The 15261-nt window shown below is 52.7% G+C and carries 13 protein-coding genes; 5 read left to right on the top strand and 8 right to left on the bottom strand.

Going from position 1 to position 15261, the window contains the following annotated elements; translation table 11 throughout:
* Positions 1-52 precede the first annotated feature (52 nt).
* Together AAIE02_RS18795 and AAIE02_RS18800 are read right to left on the bottom strand one after the other, a co-directional pair.
* A complete protein-coding gene (locus AAIE02_RS18795) occupies positions 53-1759 on the bottom strand; it encodes an AIPR family protein (protein WP_498533033.1) in 1707 nt (568 codons plus the stop codon).
* A 255-nt stretch (positions 1760-2014) separates the two neighbouring features.
* Positions 2015-2416, bottom strand: coding sequence for a hypothetical protein (locus AAIE02_RS18800; protein WP_498533034.1), 402 nt, complete (start codon positions 2414-2416; stop codon positions 2015-2017).
* Positions 2417-2777: 361 nt separating this feature from the next.
* Here AAIE02_RS18800 and AAIE02_RS18805 point away from each other — a divergent pair, with 361 nt between their 5' ends.
* The 3 genes from AAIE02_RS18805 to AAIE02_RS18815 all read left to right on the top strand — a co-directional run bounded on the left by AAIE02_RS18805 (position 2778) and on the right by AAIE02_RS18815 (position 6676).
* A complete protein-coding gene (locus tag AAIE02_RS18805; RefSeq protein ID WP_498533035.1) occupies positions 2778-3056 on the top strand; it encodes a SymE family type I addiction module toxin in 279 nt (92 codons plus the stop codon).
* Between the two features lie 238 nt (positions 3057-3294).
* Positions 3295-4584 (top strand): HlyD family secretion protein, encoded by a 1290-nt coding sequence (locus AAIE02_RS18810; protein ID WP_498533036.1) that lies wholly within the window; start codon positions 3295-3297, stop codon positions 4582-4584.
* Positions 4577-6676: a peptidase domain-containing ABC transporter gene (locus AAIE02_RS18815; protein ID WP_498533037.1), complete on the top strand. Its 2100-nt coding sequence runs from the start codon at positions 4577-4579 to the stop codon at positions 6674-6676. The genes AAIE02_RS18810 and AAIE02_RS18815 overlap by 8 nt, the downstream gene beginning before the upstream one ends.
* Before the next feature lie 203 nt (positions 6677-6879).
* On the opposite strand, the gene AAIE02_RS18820 is transcribed toward AAIE02_RS18815, so the two are convergent.
* Positions 6880-7131 (bottom strand): hypothetical protein, encoded by a 252-nt coding sequence (locus AAIE02_RS18820; protein WP_039286933.1) that lies wholly within the window; start codon positions 7129-7131, stop codon positions 6880-6882.
* Positions 7132-7538: 407 nt separating this feature from the next.
* Positions 7539-7889, bottom strand: coding sequence for a helix-turn-helix domain-containing protein (locus tag AAIE02_RS18825; protein ID WP_498533038.1), 351 nt, complete (start codon positions 7887-7889; stop codon positions 7539-7541).
* Positions 7890-8224: 335 nt separating this feature from the next.
* Here AAIE02_RS18825 and oqxA point away from each other — a divergent pair, with 335 nt between their 5' ends.
* Positions 8225-9403, top strand: a complete 1179-nt coding sequence (gene oqxA / locus AAIE02_RS18830; protein WP_172744482.1) for a multidrug efflux RND transporter periplasmic adaptor subunit OqxA — start codon at positions 8225-8227, stop codon at positions 9401-9403.
* Positions 9404-9426: 23 nt separating this feature from the next.
* Positions 9427-12579, top strand: coding sequence for a multidrug efflux RND transporter permease subunit OqxB (oqxB, locus tag AAIE02_RS18835; RefSeq protein ID WP_494493605.1), 3153 nt, complete (start codon positions 9427-9429; stop codon positions 12577-12579).
* 103 nt (positions 12580-12682) lie between these two features.
* On the opposite strand, the gene oqxR is transcribed toward oqxB, so the two are convergent.
* The 4 genes from oqxR to AAIE02_RS18855 all read right to left on the bottom strand — a co-directional run bounded on the left by oqxR (position 12683) and on the right by AAIE02_RS18855 (position 14985).
* Positions 12683-13162 carry an efflux pump transcriptional repressor OqxR gene (gene oqxR / locus AAIE02_RS18840; RefSeq protein ID WP_008458195.1) on the bottom strand — a complete coding sequence of 160 codons (480 nt, stop codon included), beginning with the start codon at positions 13160-13162 and terminating at the stop codon, positions 12683-12685.
* A 291-nt stretch (positions 13163-13453) separates the two neighbouring features.
* A complete protein-coding gene (locus AAIE02_RS18845) occupies positions 13454-14038 on the bottom strand; it encodes an HI_0983 family protein (protein ID WP_498533039.1) in 585 nt (194 codons plus the stop codon).
* A gap of 149 nt (positions 14039-14187) precedes the next feature.
* The gene (locus AAIE02_RS18850) at positions 14188-14712 is read right to left on the bottom strand and encodes a GNAT family N-acetyltransferase (protein ID WP_498533040.1); all 525 of its coding nucleotides are present in this window, start codon (positions 14710-14712) and stop codon (positions 14188-14190) included.
* Between the two features lie 3 nt (positions 14713-14715).
* Positions 14716-14985, bottom strand: a complete 270-nt coding sequence (locus AAIE02_RS18855) for a type II toxin-antitoxin system TacA family antitoxin (RefSeq protein WP_039297448.1) — start codon at positions 14983-14985, stop codon at positions 14716-14718.
* Positions 14986-15261: the final 276 nt, after the last annotated feature.

Below are 15261 nucleotides of genomic sequence, written 5' to 3' on the forward strand. Positions count from 1 at the left end.
TATATTTATAATTAATTACTTAGGCGAAATATTAATTCCGCCTAAATAAAAATCACTCTAAGTTATCAGCTAAAACTCTCAATGGCTCGATAGGTTGAAATGCTTTTAAAGAGGTTAAAGTATTTTTAACTTCGTTCGCAACTTTTAGCAATGGGCTTTCTGTTTCAGATAGATAGGTTGTCAAGTCTTGACCAGAAAACCTAATCACAAATGGTAGTATTGCAGCGATTACTGGCGTCCATAAATTAATCAAATCATCTAAAGAATTATTTCTAGAAAGAGATGTATTATATTTATACTTTACAAATTTCTTGTTAAGTGGTTTATCCGTTAACTCTTCAAGAATCTCGCCAACAATTGCAATCAAAAAGAATCGAGACTTAAGATTCTGTAAAAACAATAAGTTATCCTCATCAGATTTTATCTTATTTTCTTTATTTTTAATCTGTGCTTTAACTCGCTCTATTGCCTTAGATATAGTATAAGCACATAAAATATGTTGGGCTTTTGATTCATGAAATGCATTGTCATAGGCAGTTTTAGTATCAAAAACATAGTTTTTACCTCTATTTGCGCTCGCATAATCACCATGCAAAGCAACTAGCGGTTGTGCGACAGATTCTATGCCAAATAAAGAGCCAGTATTTTCAAAACCTCTTTTTAAGGAGTAGCTATATCCTAAAGTTGAAAATTCTTCCCCTACTTGTTTTTGTTCCGGGCTGTTTGAGTAATGATCCCACGTTGTAATATGGTTTTGAGTATTGTTAAACTGAACAATTTTTTTCACTTTATCGGCATCATTGCACTCAATAACTTTACATAAAACCTTCAAGCCATCAAGCTTTTGTATATCTTGCACAGAACCTATCGAGCCTGTTGTTTGAGCCCCATTAATAATTGATATGCCCTCTAAAACTCCCTCACCTCTAATTTTGTTAAATTTAGTTGTAAGAATCGACACGCCATTATTAAAAACAAAAAAATCTTTTGGTGTACTTTCTGCAGTGCTTCTTATAGATGAATTTATTTTTCTTCTTTTACTCAACCCCATAAAACCACGATAATTAGCTGAAAACAATTCAGCTCCATGCGTTTTAAAAAGTGAGTTCAGCCAACTACCATTAGCAAACCCCACATGAGATGTCCACCCATCGCCCATTATCGAATCGACAAGTACACCATCAAAAATTATGTTATCCTTAACTACTATTTGCTGCGATAGAGCTATATATAGTTTCTCAAGACTATTTACACCTAACTCTTTGTACGTTACTTCTATTTCTTTATCAGTAAATCGACCAGCTAAGTAGTCGCGACACGTTTCCAACTCAACTCGGACCTGTTCTGATTCTGCACAATTATGAATATACAAAAGCTCTACTGCTTCTATTTCATTATCATCAATAAGTCTTCTAATTTCGGAAATCTTAACTCTTAGCTTTTCATTAGGAGATTGACCAGAACCTGAAGTTATCCAAGCTAAGGCAGTATTAAGATCAGATGCTTTATTAGCAGGTGCAACAATTTTCAATGCCTCCTGATTACAATAATAACCCTGCGCAATAAAAAGCGTTGAATTTATTACAGTAATGAAATCTATTTTTTTATCATTTCCTCCATCAGTTAATCCATCAGAGGCTAACTTGTCAAAATCTGACTCATCCAAGTATAAACCTAATGACCATAATAAATGCGAGTTTCCTAAACCATACCTTTCTATAAATTCATTTTTTTTCAACAATTGTTTTATGTGTTCCATTCTAAAACTAGCCCCACCAAAAATGAAATAAATGAATACAACTACCTTTGATTGTTTTTTCGCACATTAAATTACGTAATAAAAATACAAAAAACAACCAATCACCCAAACTTTAATAATAACCAACAACAGCAGTACTAGAACATAAAATTCCTCCTCATATAATCACAATCGGCTTTTCACTCATTAAGAATCTTCGTTGAGATATAACCAGGTTATTGCCTCTGAAGTTTCTAGCCTCCACAGCTAAGCCCTTCACCCAAAAACATGCAGAAACTCAATCTTTTCTGTCTTATCGGAAATACAAAACGAGAGGAACTTCTCTTTAAAACCTGCTGGAGATGATTTCAGGTGCGTTACAGCCTCAGGATTAGACTCTAATTCATGCAACTGCGACAGAAAAACTTTCCCCATTAAGGCAGCGACATGCTCACCTAAGCTTTCTTTATTCTTTCTCAGGTAAGCATCCAATATTTTATTTGAGGCCGCTACTGCCTCCGTTTCAGAACGCTCCAGTTCAAAACGCGTATGGAGTAATTCATACTGGGCCTGACAGAGTGCTTCCGCCATTTCTCTCGCCTGCACTTTTGGCCCAGATTCTGCGGCCCAGGACATAGATGTAATGAACAACATCGTCAGTAAAACACCTGCTTTCATCAAAATATTGGCCTGTTTTTATCCATAACCGACAACAGCTAAAGAGAAGCGATAGTAAACAAATAAAACATATTTTCCCCCTACCATTTTTTGGGAGGCGCATTCCATTTATCCCCCCCTTTTCCCAGCCAATCCCTCCAGCAAGGTATAATTCCCGTATGAAGCAATCAGAAAGCACAAACCAAAAGCAGTAAGAGCAAAAGTAAGAGAGCAGTAAGAAAAGAAGCCAAAAGAAGCGCGATTAAGGCAGGCGGCAACCCGCCCTAACCGCTAATCACAACCAACTAACAGAGAGTTGACCATGACTGACCAGCATAATAAGCCAGAGAAGCACATCCCCACAACAACAAGGACTTATACTGTGGGCTACATTCGAGATTCGAAAAAATTCCAGCCTTCACCCGCCATAACGTTGAATGGGTTCTGGCTTGCAGACGCCGGTTTTGATACGGGCACGAGCGTGGAGGTGCGGGTTCTGCCGGGCTGCCTGATATTAACGGCCAAAGAGCCGCTGCCGCCGGTGGAAGAGCCGGAGATCATGCAGACGCTGCGCAAGGTGTGTAAGTTTTCCGCCCGCAGGCAGAAGCAGGTCAAAGCGTTTATCGAGGACGTGATCGCCCCTAAACCGCCGGTGCGTTAACGGCTAACCTTGGCCCCGGTGAATTTCCGGGGTTAATGAGCTAAGTTTTACCGCCAGGTTAATTTCACTTTAAATAACCCTGAAAATAAAAACCCTATTCCAGGTTCGGGCTTATCTGTTTCAAATATATTATTCCCTCTCGCCATAAGAATAAAAAATCTCACCACATTGCTGGCGCGCGCAAACGCTTAAACTACTCTAATGAGTATAAAAAACGATGATGGCCTGCTCTCCCCCAATGAACAGAAATATATTCCGCAAGGAAGCCATAGAGCACACCCGCAGCAAATGGCTGGGTAAAGCGTTACTGATCTCCGGGTATCCCGCCTGGGTGGTGGTATTACTCTCCGCCACGTTTTTAATTATTTTGATAAGCCTGATGGCCTTCTCCAGCTATACCCGCCGGATTAACGTCAGCGGGGAAGTCATCACCCAGCCGCACGCCATCAATATCTTCTCTCCGCAGCAGGGATTTATCACCCACACCTGGGTTAAAACCGGCGACAGCGTGGCCAAAGGCGACCATCTTTATCAGATAGATACCAGCCGCTCGACGCAGTCGGGCAACGTCAGCCAGAACTCTATCGCCGCCATCCAGAAACAGATCCAGCTTATCGAGGAAATAATCCTCAAGCTGCAGCAGAACAAGCAGAAAACCGAGCAAAACCTCAGGCAACAGCTGACTCAGTACCAGACCGCGCACGAGAAGTCCCTCGCCCTGGTGGCGAACGCCGCCAAAGGCATGGAAGAGATGCGCCAGAGCATGGACAACTACGACGGCTACCAGCGCAAGGGCATGATCACCAAAGACCAGCTCAACAACCAGCGCTACCTCTATTATCAGCAGCAAACCGCCTACCAAAGCCTGAACACCCAGAGCATCCAGGAAAGCCTGCAGATCACCAACCTGCAAAGCGAGCTCTCAACGCGGGCGACAGATTTTGACAACCAAATCTCCCAGTATCAGTTCCAGCTAAGCGGGCTCAACCGCCAGCTGGCGGAGGTGGACGGCGGCGGGACCGTGTTTATCGACGCCCCCAGCGACGGCAAAATCGACTCCCTGAGCGTCACCCAGGGGCAGATGGTCAACGCCGGCGACAGCCTCGCCCAGCTGGTGCCCAACGGGGGCGACGGCTACGCGTTGGTGCTGTGGCTCCCCAACAGCAGCCTGCCCTACGTCACGCCGGGGGACAGCATTAACATCCGCTACGAGGCTTTTCCCTTTGAGAAGTTTGGCCAGTTCCCCGGCAAAATACTGTCGATTTCCAGCGTGCCCGCCTCGGCGCAGGAAATGGCGATGTACAATAATGTGCCTCGCCAGCCGTCCGGCACCACCAGTCAGCCCTTTTACAAAGTGCTGGTCACGCTCGACCTGAACCGTCTCACCGCCAGAGACAACCCCCTTCGGCTCTCCAGCGGCATGAAGGCGGAATCCACGCTATTCCTGGAAAAACGCCCCGTCTACCAGTGGATGCTCGCCCCTTACTACGACCTTAAAAAAAGCCTAACCGGACCCGTGCATGAATGAATCCGCTTTTAAAGACATGATGCATCAGCTGAACTTTAGCCTGCGCCGCAGAGTGCCCCAGGTCCTGCAAACGGAAGCGGCAGAGTGCGGCCTGGCTTGCCTGGTGATGGTCTGTCGCTACCACGGCATGAACATCGACCTCTTCAACCTGCGCCAGCGGTTTGGCATCTCTTCCCACGGCGCAACGCTGGCGGTGCTGATCGACATCGCCACCCAGCTGCGCCTGAAAAGCCGCCCGCTTTCGCTGGATCTGAACGAGCTGCGCGAGCTGAAAACGCCCTGTATTCTCCACTGGGACATGAGCCACTTTGTGGTGCTGGTCGCCGTCAAACGCTCGGGCTTTGTGATCCACGATCCGGGCTTTGGCCGCCGCGTCGTGGGCCTGGCGGAAATGTCCCAGCATTTTACCGGCGTCGCGCTGGAGCTGTGGCCGGACAGCGAGTTTGCCCGCGTCACCCAGCGCAGCCGCCTCAGCTTCCGCACCCTGCTCGGCAACATCGGCGGCCTGAAAGGCTTTTTGACGAAAATCTTCTGCCTGTCTCTGGTGGTGGAGGCGATCAACCTGCTGATCCCCATCGGCACCCAGCTGGTGATGGACCACGTCATCATCGCGGAGGATCATGATTTACTGGCGCTGATCTGTATCGGGCTGCTGTTCTTTACCCTGTTTCGCACCTTCGTCAGCATGCTCCGGGCCTGGACGTCGCTGGTGATGAATTCCCTGATTGAAGTGCAGTGGAAAGCGGGCATGTTCGACCATCTGCTCAAACTGCCGCTGGCCTATTTCGAAAAGCGCAAACTCGGCGATATCCAGTCCCGCTTTGGCTCCCTGGACACCATTCGCACCACGCTGACCACCAACCTGGTCAACGGTATTATCGACACCCTGATGTCGGTCGGCGTGCTGATTATGATGGTGCTTTACGGCGGCTGGCTGGTGTGGGTCGTGCTGGGCTTTACCGCATTTTATATGGTGCTGCGCCTGGCCACCTACAACCAGTACCGCCAGGCCTCGGAAGAGAAGATCGTCAAAGGCGCGCGGGCCAATTCCCACTTTATGGAAACCCTCTACGGCATCGGCACGCTGAAAGCGCTGGGACTGTCCACTACGCGCTCGCAGTACTGGCTCAACCTCAATATAGATACCGCCAACGCCAACATCCGCATCACCAAGCTGGATATGCTCTTTGGGGGCATCAACACCTTTATCGGTGCCGTCGACCAGATAGTGATTTTGTGGCTGGGCGCGCTGATGGTGATCAATGGCCAGATGACGCTCGGGATGTTCGTCGCCTTCAACGCCTATCGCGGGCAGTTCTCTGAGCGGGCGGCCAACCTGATCGATATGATTCTGCAGCTGCGTATGCTCGGCCTGCACAGCGACCGTATCGCCGACGTGGTGTTTACCGAGACCGAAACCAGCCAGCCGCCGCGCAAGCTGCTGCCTAAAAATCAGCCCGCCAGCTTTGAAGCCCGCGACCTGGTCTTCCAGTACGACGCGCTCTCGCGGCCGATTTTTGCCGATCTGAACATCACCGTCGCCGCCGGGGAAAGCGTGGCCATCGTCGGCCCTTCCGGGATCGGGAAAACAACCTTAATGAAGGTGATGGCCGGGCTGCTCGACCCCACGCGCGGGCAAATCCTGATCGACGGCCTGGACATCAGCAAAGTCGGGCTGAATAACTACCGCGATAGCATCGCCTGTGTGCTGCAGGACGACAAACTTTTTGCCGGGTCGATAGCCGACAACATCGGCAGCTTCGACATCAGCAAAGACGCAGAGCGCATTGTCAGTTGCGCCCGGAACTGCAACATCCACGACGAAATTATGAGCCTGCCGATGGGCTATGAAACGCTGATTGGCGAACTGGGGGGCAACCTTTCCGGGGGGCAGAAACAGCGGCTGCTGATCGCCAGGGCGCTTTACCGGCAGCCCAATCTGCTGTTTCTTGACGAGGCCACCAGCCACCTGGATCTGGCCAATGAGGCGCATATCAATGCCGCTATCGCTTCGCTGAAAATAACCCGCATCTTTATTGCCCATCGCCCGTCGACAATCGCCAGCGCTAACCGGGTGATAGATTTAGGATAGTGGCCAGAGGCTTAAATAAGAGGGGAATATTCCTCTTATTTTTTTCCAGAGCAATAGTGACTAAACAGAAAAGGAAAATAAATAAACGCAAATAAAATATACAGCAGCACCCTTCCGGCGGCTGCCATATATTATGGGGAGTGTTTTAATCCTTTAAAATGCCGTTCCGTTATTCCCTTGGGAAAAGCATCGCATCCGTGATATTAACGCTTGGTGCTGCCGAACAGACCGGTGCCGCCAAGCAGGCCGCCCAGAATAGAACTCACGCCGCTAACCACGCTATTTACCACGCCACCCACGAGCTGGGTCACGCCATTGAGAACGCCGCCCACAACCGGCAGGCCGCTAACAATGCCGCCCACGGTGCCCAGCGGATCGCCCGCGCCGCCGATCACGCCATCCAGTAAACCCGCACCGCTAACTGACTTAACTTCCTGAGTGGATAATTCTTTCATGATTTTCACCATAATAAAATAAACGGAAAGAAAGGTTAAAAGCTCTCGCGGATAGTGAGGCGGTAAAACAATGCATTCCCTACCCTGATATAATTTCTAATACAGGCCAGGCAAAAGATCAAACCGCCATAAAACATTATTTTTTTATTTTTAATAGGCCTGATTTTAACAGGCTTATAAATGTCACATTACTATCACGGTGATTATTTGAATAAGCATTTGTACAAAATGGAATATAGCGAAAAGGCGGGTTAACTATGTTATATATTGTATATAGGCAGGTTTATTTCATCGACTATATATTCATTCTGATTCAACAGGCTGAACGCCATTTTAATATGACGTAAAGAGAAACAGGCATCCCCCAACCCGCTCTGATCAAAGAGCAGGCTGTAAGTTGATGTCTCTCAGGCCCCATAGCGGTTCCCGGAGTGAGCCAACTGCCGACGCCATACGCCCGGCGCGATACCGTACTGGCGCTTAAAGCTGCGGTTGAAAGACTGCTGGGAGTCAAAGCCCAGGGAGATCGCCACGTTCAGGATCGGCTCTGCGGTGCGGCTCAGGCGCTCGGCGGATTTCTTCAGCTTTTGCGCGCGGATGTACTCGCCCAGGTTGTAGCCTGTGTGCTGCTTGAAGATCCGCTGCAGGTGCCACTTCGAGTACCCTGCCCGCTCGGAAACGGTGTTGATGTCGAGGCGGCTGTCGAGATGGCTATCGATCCAGCCGAGTAAATCATGCATGAAGGCATCGGTGCTCATTGTCTCTCTCCCCTGCGGGTTTGTTAAAAGCATCTTTATCAGTTGCATTTAAATCTGACCTGCTTTGACAATAATTGCAAGTTTTATTGTTACATTAAATCCTCGTTACAAATGGGCCTTTTTCGAATGGCACAAATAGCACAGAAAGTGCAACAATTATTCTTGCACTTAGTTCTACGCCTTCCTACAATCGCCGCGATACTGTATTCGTAATTGATACACATTTTGTGCCGATGAGCGACACAAATGGCCTCAGGTCAGCCCGGACAAAGGAAGTGGCGCGGCACCCTCCGCTGCGTCTTGTCCGGCCGACTTCAACTATCGGAATAAGAATAATGAGCCTGCAAAAACATTGGGTTAGCCTTCATCTGCGCGTGTTGGGGCCGGTACTGCTTGCCGCGCTGCTCGCCGGATGCGACCGGGGAGTCGCACAAAACGCCGTGCCGCAGGCACCAGCCGTGAGCGTCGCCGACGTGGTGGTGAAACCCGTTAGCCAGTGGGATAGTTTTAACGGCCGCATCGAAGCGGTGGAAAGCGTTCAGCTCCGCCCCCGCGTCTCCGGCTATATCGACAAAGTGAACTACACCGACGGCCAGGAAGTGAAGAAAGGTGAAGTCCTGTTCACCATCGACGACAGAACCTACCGCGCCGCGCTGGAACAGGCGCAGGCGGCGTTGATGAGAGCCAAAACCCAGGCCAGCCTCGCCCGCAGCGAAGCCAGCCGCACCGACAAGCTGATCGGCACCAACGTCATTTCCCGCGAAGAGTGGGAACAGCGCCGCTCCGCCGCCACCCAGGCCGACGCCGATATTCGTGCGGCACAGGCGGCGGTTGATGCGGCGCAGCTAAACCTCGACTTCACCAAAGTCACCGCCCCAATCGACGGCCGCGCCAGCCGCGCGCTGATCACCAGCGGCAACCTGGTCACGGCGGGCGACAGCGCCAGCGTGCTCACCACCGTGGTGTCTCAGAAGACGGTTTACGCCTACTTCGACGTGGATGAATCCACCTATCTCCACTACCAGAACCTCGCCCGCAGCGGCCAGGGCGCGTCCAGCGACCATAAAGCCCTGCCGGTTGAAATTGGCCTGTCCGGCGAAGAAGGTTACCCGCATCAGGGCACCGTGGACTTCCTCGACAACCAGCTCACCGCCAGCACCGGCACCATCCGCATGCGCGCCCTGCTGGATAACGCCCAGCGTCAGTTCACGCCGGGGCTGTTCGCCCGCGTTCGTCTGCCGGGCAGTGCAGAGTTCCAGGCCCTGCTGATCAACGACAAAGCGGTGCTGACTGACCAGGACAGAAAATACGTCTACATCGTGGATAAAGACGGCAAGGCCCAGCGCCGCGACATCACGCCGGGCCGCCTGGCCGCCGGGCTGCGCATCGTGCAGCAGGGGCTGAACCCTGGCGATAAAGTCATCGTCGACGGGCTACAGAAAGTGTTTATGCCGGGCATGCCGGTGAACGCGAAACCTGTCGCCATGGCCGCTACCAGCGCTGCCGTTAACTGATCCCTTACCAGAGAATCCGACGCATGGACTTTTCCCGCTTTTTTATCGACAGGCCGATTTTTGCCGCGGTGCTGTCGATTCTGATTTTTATTACGGGGCTTATCGCGATCCCGCTGCTGCCGATCAGTGAATACCCGGACGTCGTGCCGCCAAGCGTGCAGGTTCGGGCGGAATACCCTGGCGCCAACCCGAAGGTGATCGCTGAAACCGTGGCGACGCCGCTGGAAGAAGCGATTAACGGCGTCGAAAACATGATGTACATGAAATCCGTTGCTGGCTCTGACGGCGTGCTGGTGACAACCGTCACCTTCCGTCCGGGTACCGATCCGGATCAGGCGCAGGTTCAGGTGCAGAACCGCGTTTCCCAGGCCGAAGCTCGCCTGCCGGAAGACGTTCGCCGCCTCGGCATCACCACCCAGAAACAGTCGCCGACGCTGACCCTGGTGGTGCATCTGTTCTCGCCGAACGGCAAGTACGACTCGCTGTACATGCGTAACTACGCCACGCTGAAAGTGAAGGACGAACTCGCGCGCCTGCCGGGCGTAGGGCAGATCCAGATTTTCGGCTCCGGCGAATACGCTATGCGCGTATGGTTGGATCCGAACAAAGTGGCGGCGCGTGGCCTGACGGCCTCTGACGTGGTCACGGCGATGCAGGAGCAGAACGTGCAGGTCTCTGCCGGTCAGCTCGGCGCAGAGCCGCTGCCAAAAGCGAGCGACTTCCTGATCTCCATTAACGCCCAGGGCCGCCTGCACAGCGAAGAAGAGTTCGGCAACATCATCCTGAAAACCGCCCCGGACGGGTCGCTGGTTCGCCTGCGTGACGTGGCACGTATCGAGCTGGGTTCAGGCAGCTACGCCCTGCGCTCCCAGTTGAACAACAAAGATGCGGTCGGGATCGGTATCTTCCAGGCGCCGGGCGCCAACGCCATCGACCTGTCTAACGCCGTGCGCGCCAAGATGGCCGAACTTTCCACACGCTTCCCGGAAGACATGAAGTGGGCGGCGCCTTATGACCCGACCGTGTTCGTGCGCGACTCCATTCGGGCGGTGGTGCAAACCCTGCTGGAAGCCGTGGTGCTGGTAGTGCTGGTTGTGATCCTGTTCCTGCAAACCTGGCGCGCGTCGATTATCCCGCTGATTGCCGTCCCGGTTTCAGTCGTGGGGACGTTCAGTATTCTTTATCTGCTTGGCTTCTCGTTGAACACGTTGAGTCTGTTCGGGCTGGTGCTCGCCATCGGCATCGTGGTGGATGACGCCATCGTGGTGGTGGAGAACGTCGAGCGTAACATCGAAGAAGGGCTTGCCCCGCTGCAGGCGGCGCATCAGGCCATGCGCGAGGTTTCCGGGCCGATTATCGCTATCGCCCTGGTGCTGTGCGCGGTGTTCGTGCCGATGGCGTTCCTCTCCGGCGTAACCGGGCAGTTCTACAAGCAGTTCGCGGTGACCATCGCCATTTCGACGGTGATCTCGGCGATTAACTCCCTGACGCTCTCCCCGGCGCTGGCGGCCCTGCTGCTGAAGCCGCACGGCGCGCCGAAGGACATGCCTACCCGGCTGATCGACCGCCTGTTCGGCTGGCTGTTCCGCCCGTTCAACCGCTTCTTCCACCGCAGTTCGGACGGCTACCAGGGCCTGGTGAGTAAAACTCTTGGCCGCCGTGGCGCGGTGTTTGCGGTGTACGTGCTGCTGCTGTGTGCTGCCGGAGTGATGTTCAAAACCGTGCCGGGCGGGTTTATTCCGACCCAGGATAAGCTCTACCTGATCGGCGGCGTGAAGATGCCGGAAGGCTCTTCGCTGGAGCGCACCGACGCGGTGATCCGCAAGATGAGCGAAATCGGGATGAACACCGAAGGCGTGGATTACGCGGTGGCATTCCCTGGCCTCAACGCGCTGCAGTTCACCAACACGCCGAATACCGGCACGGTGTTCTTCGGCCTGAAGCCGTTCGGTGAGCGCAAACATACCGCGGCGGAAATTAACGCCGAGATCAACGCCAAAATCTCGCAAATTCAGGAAGGCTTCGGCTTCTCAATTCTGCCGCCGCCAATTCTGGGCCTGGGCCAGGGTTCCGGCTACTCGCTGTATATCCAGGATCGGGCGGGCTTAGGCTACGGGGCGCTGCAAACCGCGGTGAACACCATGTCCGGCGCGATCATGCAAACGCCGGGGATGCACTTCCCGATCTCCACCTACCAGGCGAACGTGCCACAATTGGATGTGCAGGTAGACCGTGACAAAGCCAAAGCCCAGGGCGTGTCGCTGACCGACCTGTTCGGCACGCTGCAGACTTATTTGGGCTCGTCCTACGTGAACGACTTCAATGAGTTTGGTCGTACCTGGCGCGTGATGGCCCAGGCCGACGGGCAGTTCCGCGACAGCGTGGAAGACATCGGCAACCTGCGCACCCGCAACAGCCAGGGTGAAATGGTGCCGATCGGCAGCATGGTGAAAATCACCACCACCTACGGGCCGGACCCGGTGATCCGCTACAACGGCTACCCGGCGGCGGATCTCATCGGGGATGCCGATCCACGCGTGCTCTCTTCCGCTCAGGCTATGACTAAACTGGCCGCAATGTCCGGCCAGGTGCTGCCGAACGGGATGAACATCGAATGGACGGATCTGAGCTACCAGCAGGCAACCCAGGGCAACACGGCGATGATCGTCTTCCCGGTGGCGGTGCTGCTGGCGTTCCTGGTGCTCGCCGCGCTGTACGAAAGCTGGACGCTGCCGCTGGCAGTGATCCTGATCGTGCCGATGACCATGCTGTCCGCGCTGTTTGGCGTCTGGCTGACCGGGGGCGATAACAACGTGTTCGTCCAGGTCGGGCTGGTGGTGCTGATGGGCCTGGCCTGTAAGAACGCCATCCTGATCGTCGAGTTCGCTCGCGAGCTGGAGATGCAGGGCAAAGGCATTATGGAGTCCGCGCTGGAAGCCTGCCGCCTGCGACTGCGCCCTATCGTGATGACCTCGATTGCCTTTATCGCCGGGACTATCCCGCTGATTCTGGGCCATGGCGCGGGGGCGGAAGTGCGCGGCGTGACCGGGGTGACGGTGTTCTCGGGCATGTTAGGGGTGACGCTGTTTGGTTTGTTCCTGACGCCGGTGTTCTACGTCACGCTGCGTAAGCTCGTTACGCGCGGCAAAACCCAGGCAAAAACTGTCGAGGCGTGAATGCCCTAAATCAGGCGGTGAAAAAACTGCCTGATGAGCCCAATAAAAAACCGCCTTTCAAAGAGGCGGTTTTTTTTATTTCTGCGGGAAGTGGCTGCGGCGGTTAATGGCCTTTTTTGTACAGCGCCTCTAGCTCAGGCACCGGCTGGCAGCCGCTGGTATCGCTCTTTTTCACTTTCTCCAGCGCGCTGGCCACGGTATGGCGAGCCAGCACCGCCAGCGACGCCTCTTCGGCTTCTTCCGCAATCGTTTTAAAGTACCAGCAGGCGTTGGCGCTCACCACGCAGCGGGCAGGCACGTCCGGGCGGGAAGCCCAAATCTTTTTGTCTTCAATCACCGACAGGTAAATATCTCGCAGGGTTATCTCTTCGGCCGGGCGGCCAAGATGAATGGAACCGTTGCGCCCCAGCGTCGAGACAATAATGCCGTCGCGCGTGAGGGGAACCATCAGTTTACGGATAAAGCTCGGGTTGGCTTCCAGGCCGTAGGCGAGGATTGCGCTGGTCGAACGTTCACCCATTTGCTCCGCCATCGCTACGCTGAGAACCATCTGCAAAGCTGTCGGGAAGCGGTAATCTAACATTTCATTTTCCTGGGTCGCGGTGAATCTTGTTCTTTTTGGCACCGCTTAGGTGAATAAGCAATCAGCACAATATAACAAATGTCAGGTTTTTTTTGAAGCAATCTGAGCTTTCCCTGGGACCCAGCTCAAAATAATCGAAAGCTCATTTTCAATAAGTTACGGGAGTAAACTATTCAATAAATGAATTCTGGCAGGCCGGTAAATTAATACAAGTCTTTGCCATGCTGAATAATAAGTCATGCCGCTGAGGTTTAATAAAATGCCCCGGCCTGATTCGACCGGGGACCCGGGTTAGCGGCACTCCGCTTTCCAGTTTAACGCCTGCAATGCCGCCATATCTTTGTCGTTATCCGCCTTAATACGCTTCACCATGTCGTTTTCGGTTACTTTCGCGTCGGCGGGATACTGGCGGGCAAACTGCAGGTTGACGATGCCGCCGCAGGCCTCACGGGCGAGCCACACGTCAGACTCGTAGCCGCTTTGCTTTGCGTCCCCCGGCTTCGGCAGATAGATAATCCGAACCTCGGCCACGTCGCCATTTTTCGCTATATCGAAATGTGGCTTCGGCACCGTGCGGTTTAACTCCACCGCCGTCGCCTGCATCCAGCGGTCAAGCGGGGCATTGAGTTTGATCTGATTAACCGTAATCAGCTGCGTCCACTGCCAGTTTTCGGCCTTTTCACCGTCGGTGGTGTATTCCCACACCGCCTGCTGCGGCGTTGAGCGAGTGAAGGATTGCCCGTACGTTTTGCCGGCAAAAGCGATGGTTTGCGGAGCCGCCAGGTCTTTAATTTTCGATGTTTTTGCCGACTGCGGGCCCGCACAGGCGGCCAGCAGAAAAACAGATGCCAGGGTAGCGATATGATAAGTTTTCAAAAACGAGATTCCTTTTAGTCTTTATTAAAATATTCCAGAGGCAGGTGCCCGGAAAATACTCGATCATTCTCCGATCTCAGACCATAGAAGGAAGTGCACTAGATTTCAATTCAGTAAGTCTGAAACTGGCGGGGGATCAAATAGATCGTTTATTCATCTTCAAATAATTTTTCAATCGACCGGGTTGGATAAAAAAGCGAATTAGCGTTTTTCCCCACCAGCGCAATAAAGCCTAATTTTTGATAAAAGTGCTTCGCATTGTCGTTAATGGCATCGACAAAAATCCCATGAACGCCCACCGCCTGTGACGCTAAATAAACCACTCTCATCGCGTGAGCCACAAGCGTTGAACCCCATTCCTGGCCCTGCAGATCTTTATGAATAGCCAGTCGCCCCAGCGTCACGCTGGGCACATTGGCATAAGGAATTTTTCGTTTCTGGCTATTCGACGGCAGCGCCTCTTTTTCAAAACAGCTGCCGGATAAGGTGTAGTAGCCCAGGACTTTGGGGTTGGCGTCTTTGGTCACGAGAAGATAGCCACGTAAAAAGCGGCCATTGTGCTGGCGAATAAAGTGTTCGGCGAGAAAAGCATTCAGAGACGTTTCTCCGCAGTCAAAGCCGTAAAAATCATAGGCGGTGTCTGCTGAAAACAATTCAATAGTCAGGTCGGCCACGGCTTACTCCATGTCTTTCAGACGCCTTGCTGCACGTTTTAGCCTGTCATCCGGTTCAGGAGGGTTACTAATGGCATCCATCACTCGGTTCCACGATGCTTCATTTAGCACCAGGCGGCGATGCTGTTCGATCACTTCTGCAGCGCGAGCAGACGCACAGGCAATCATAAACTGGGTGATCGTCTGATTGGACATGGCTGCCGCCTCTTCGATCATGCTTTTGTCGTCGTCACTCAATCTGAGGTCGATGCGCTGTTTTTTTAAAGCTGACATCCTGTATTTACTCCCCGACCTGCCGCAGGTGTCAGCAGGAGGATGAAATCAATGAACACCTTAAGGTGTACGGAAAAAAACCGTACATAAACAATACGCCTGTCGGGATAAATTTTCAACAGCGTCTGAGGCTTAAGGTGTCATAAATTCTGGCCAGATCCCTGGCCCGAAAAAACCCGCCATCACCGCCCCACCTTCCCGCAACGGGCCTATACTTATCGGCGACACTTTTCCGCACGTTCTGTTCTGCATGCACCGATTTATGCGAGATAACGC

The sequence above is a fragment of the Cedecea sp. Ae19-4 genome (assembly GCF_059801165.1).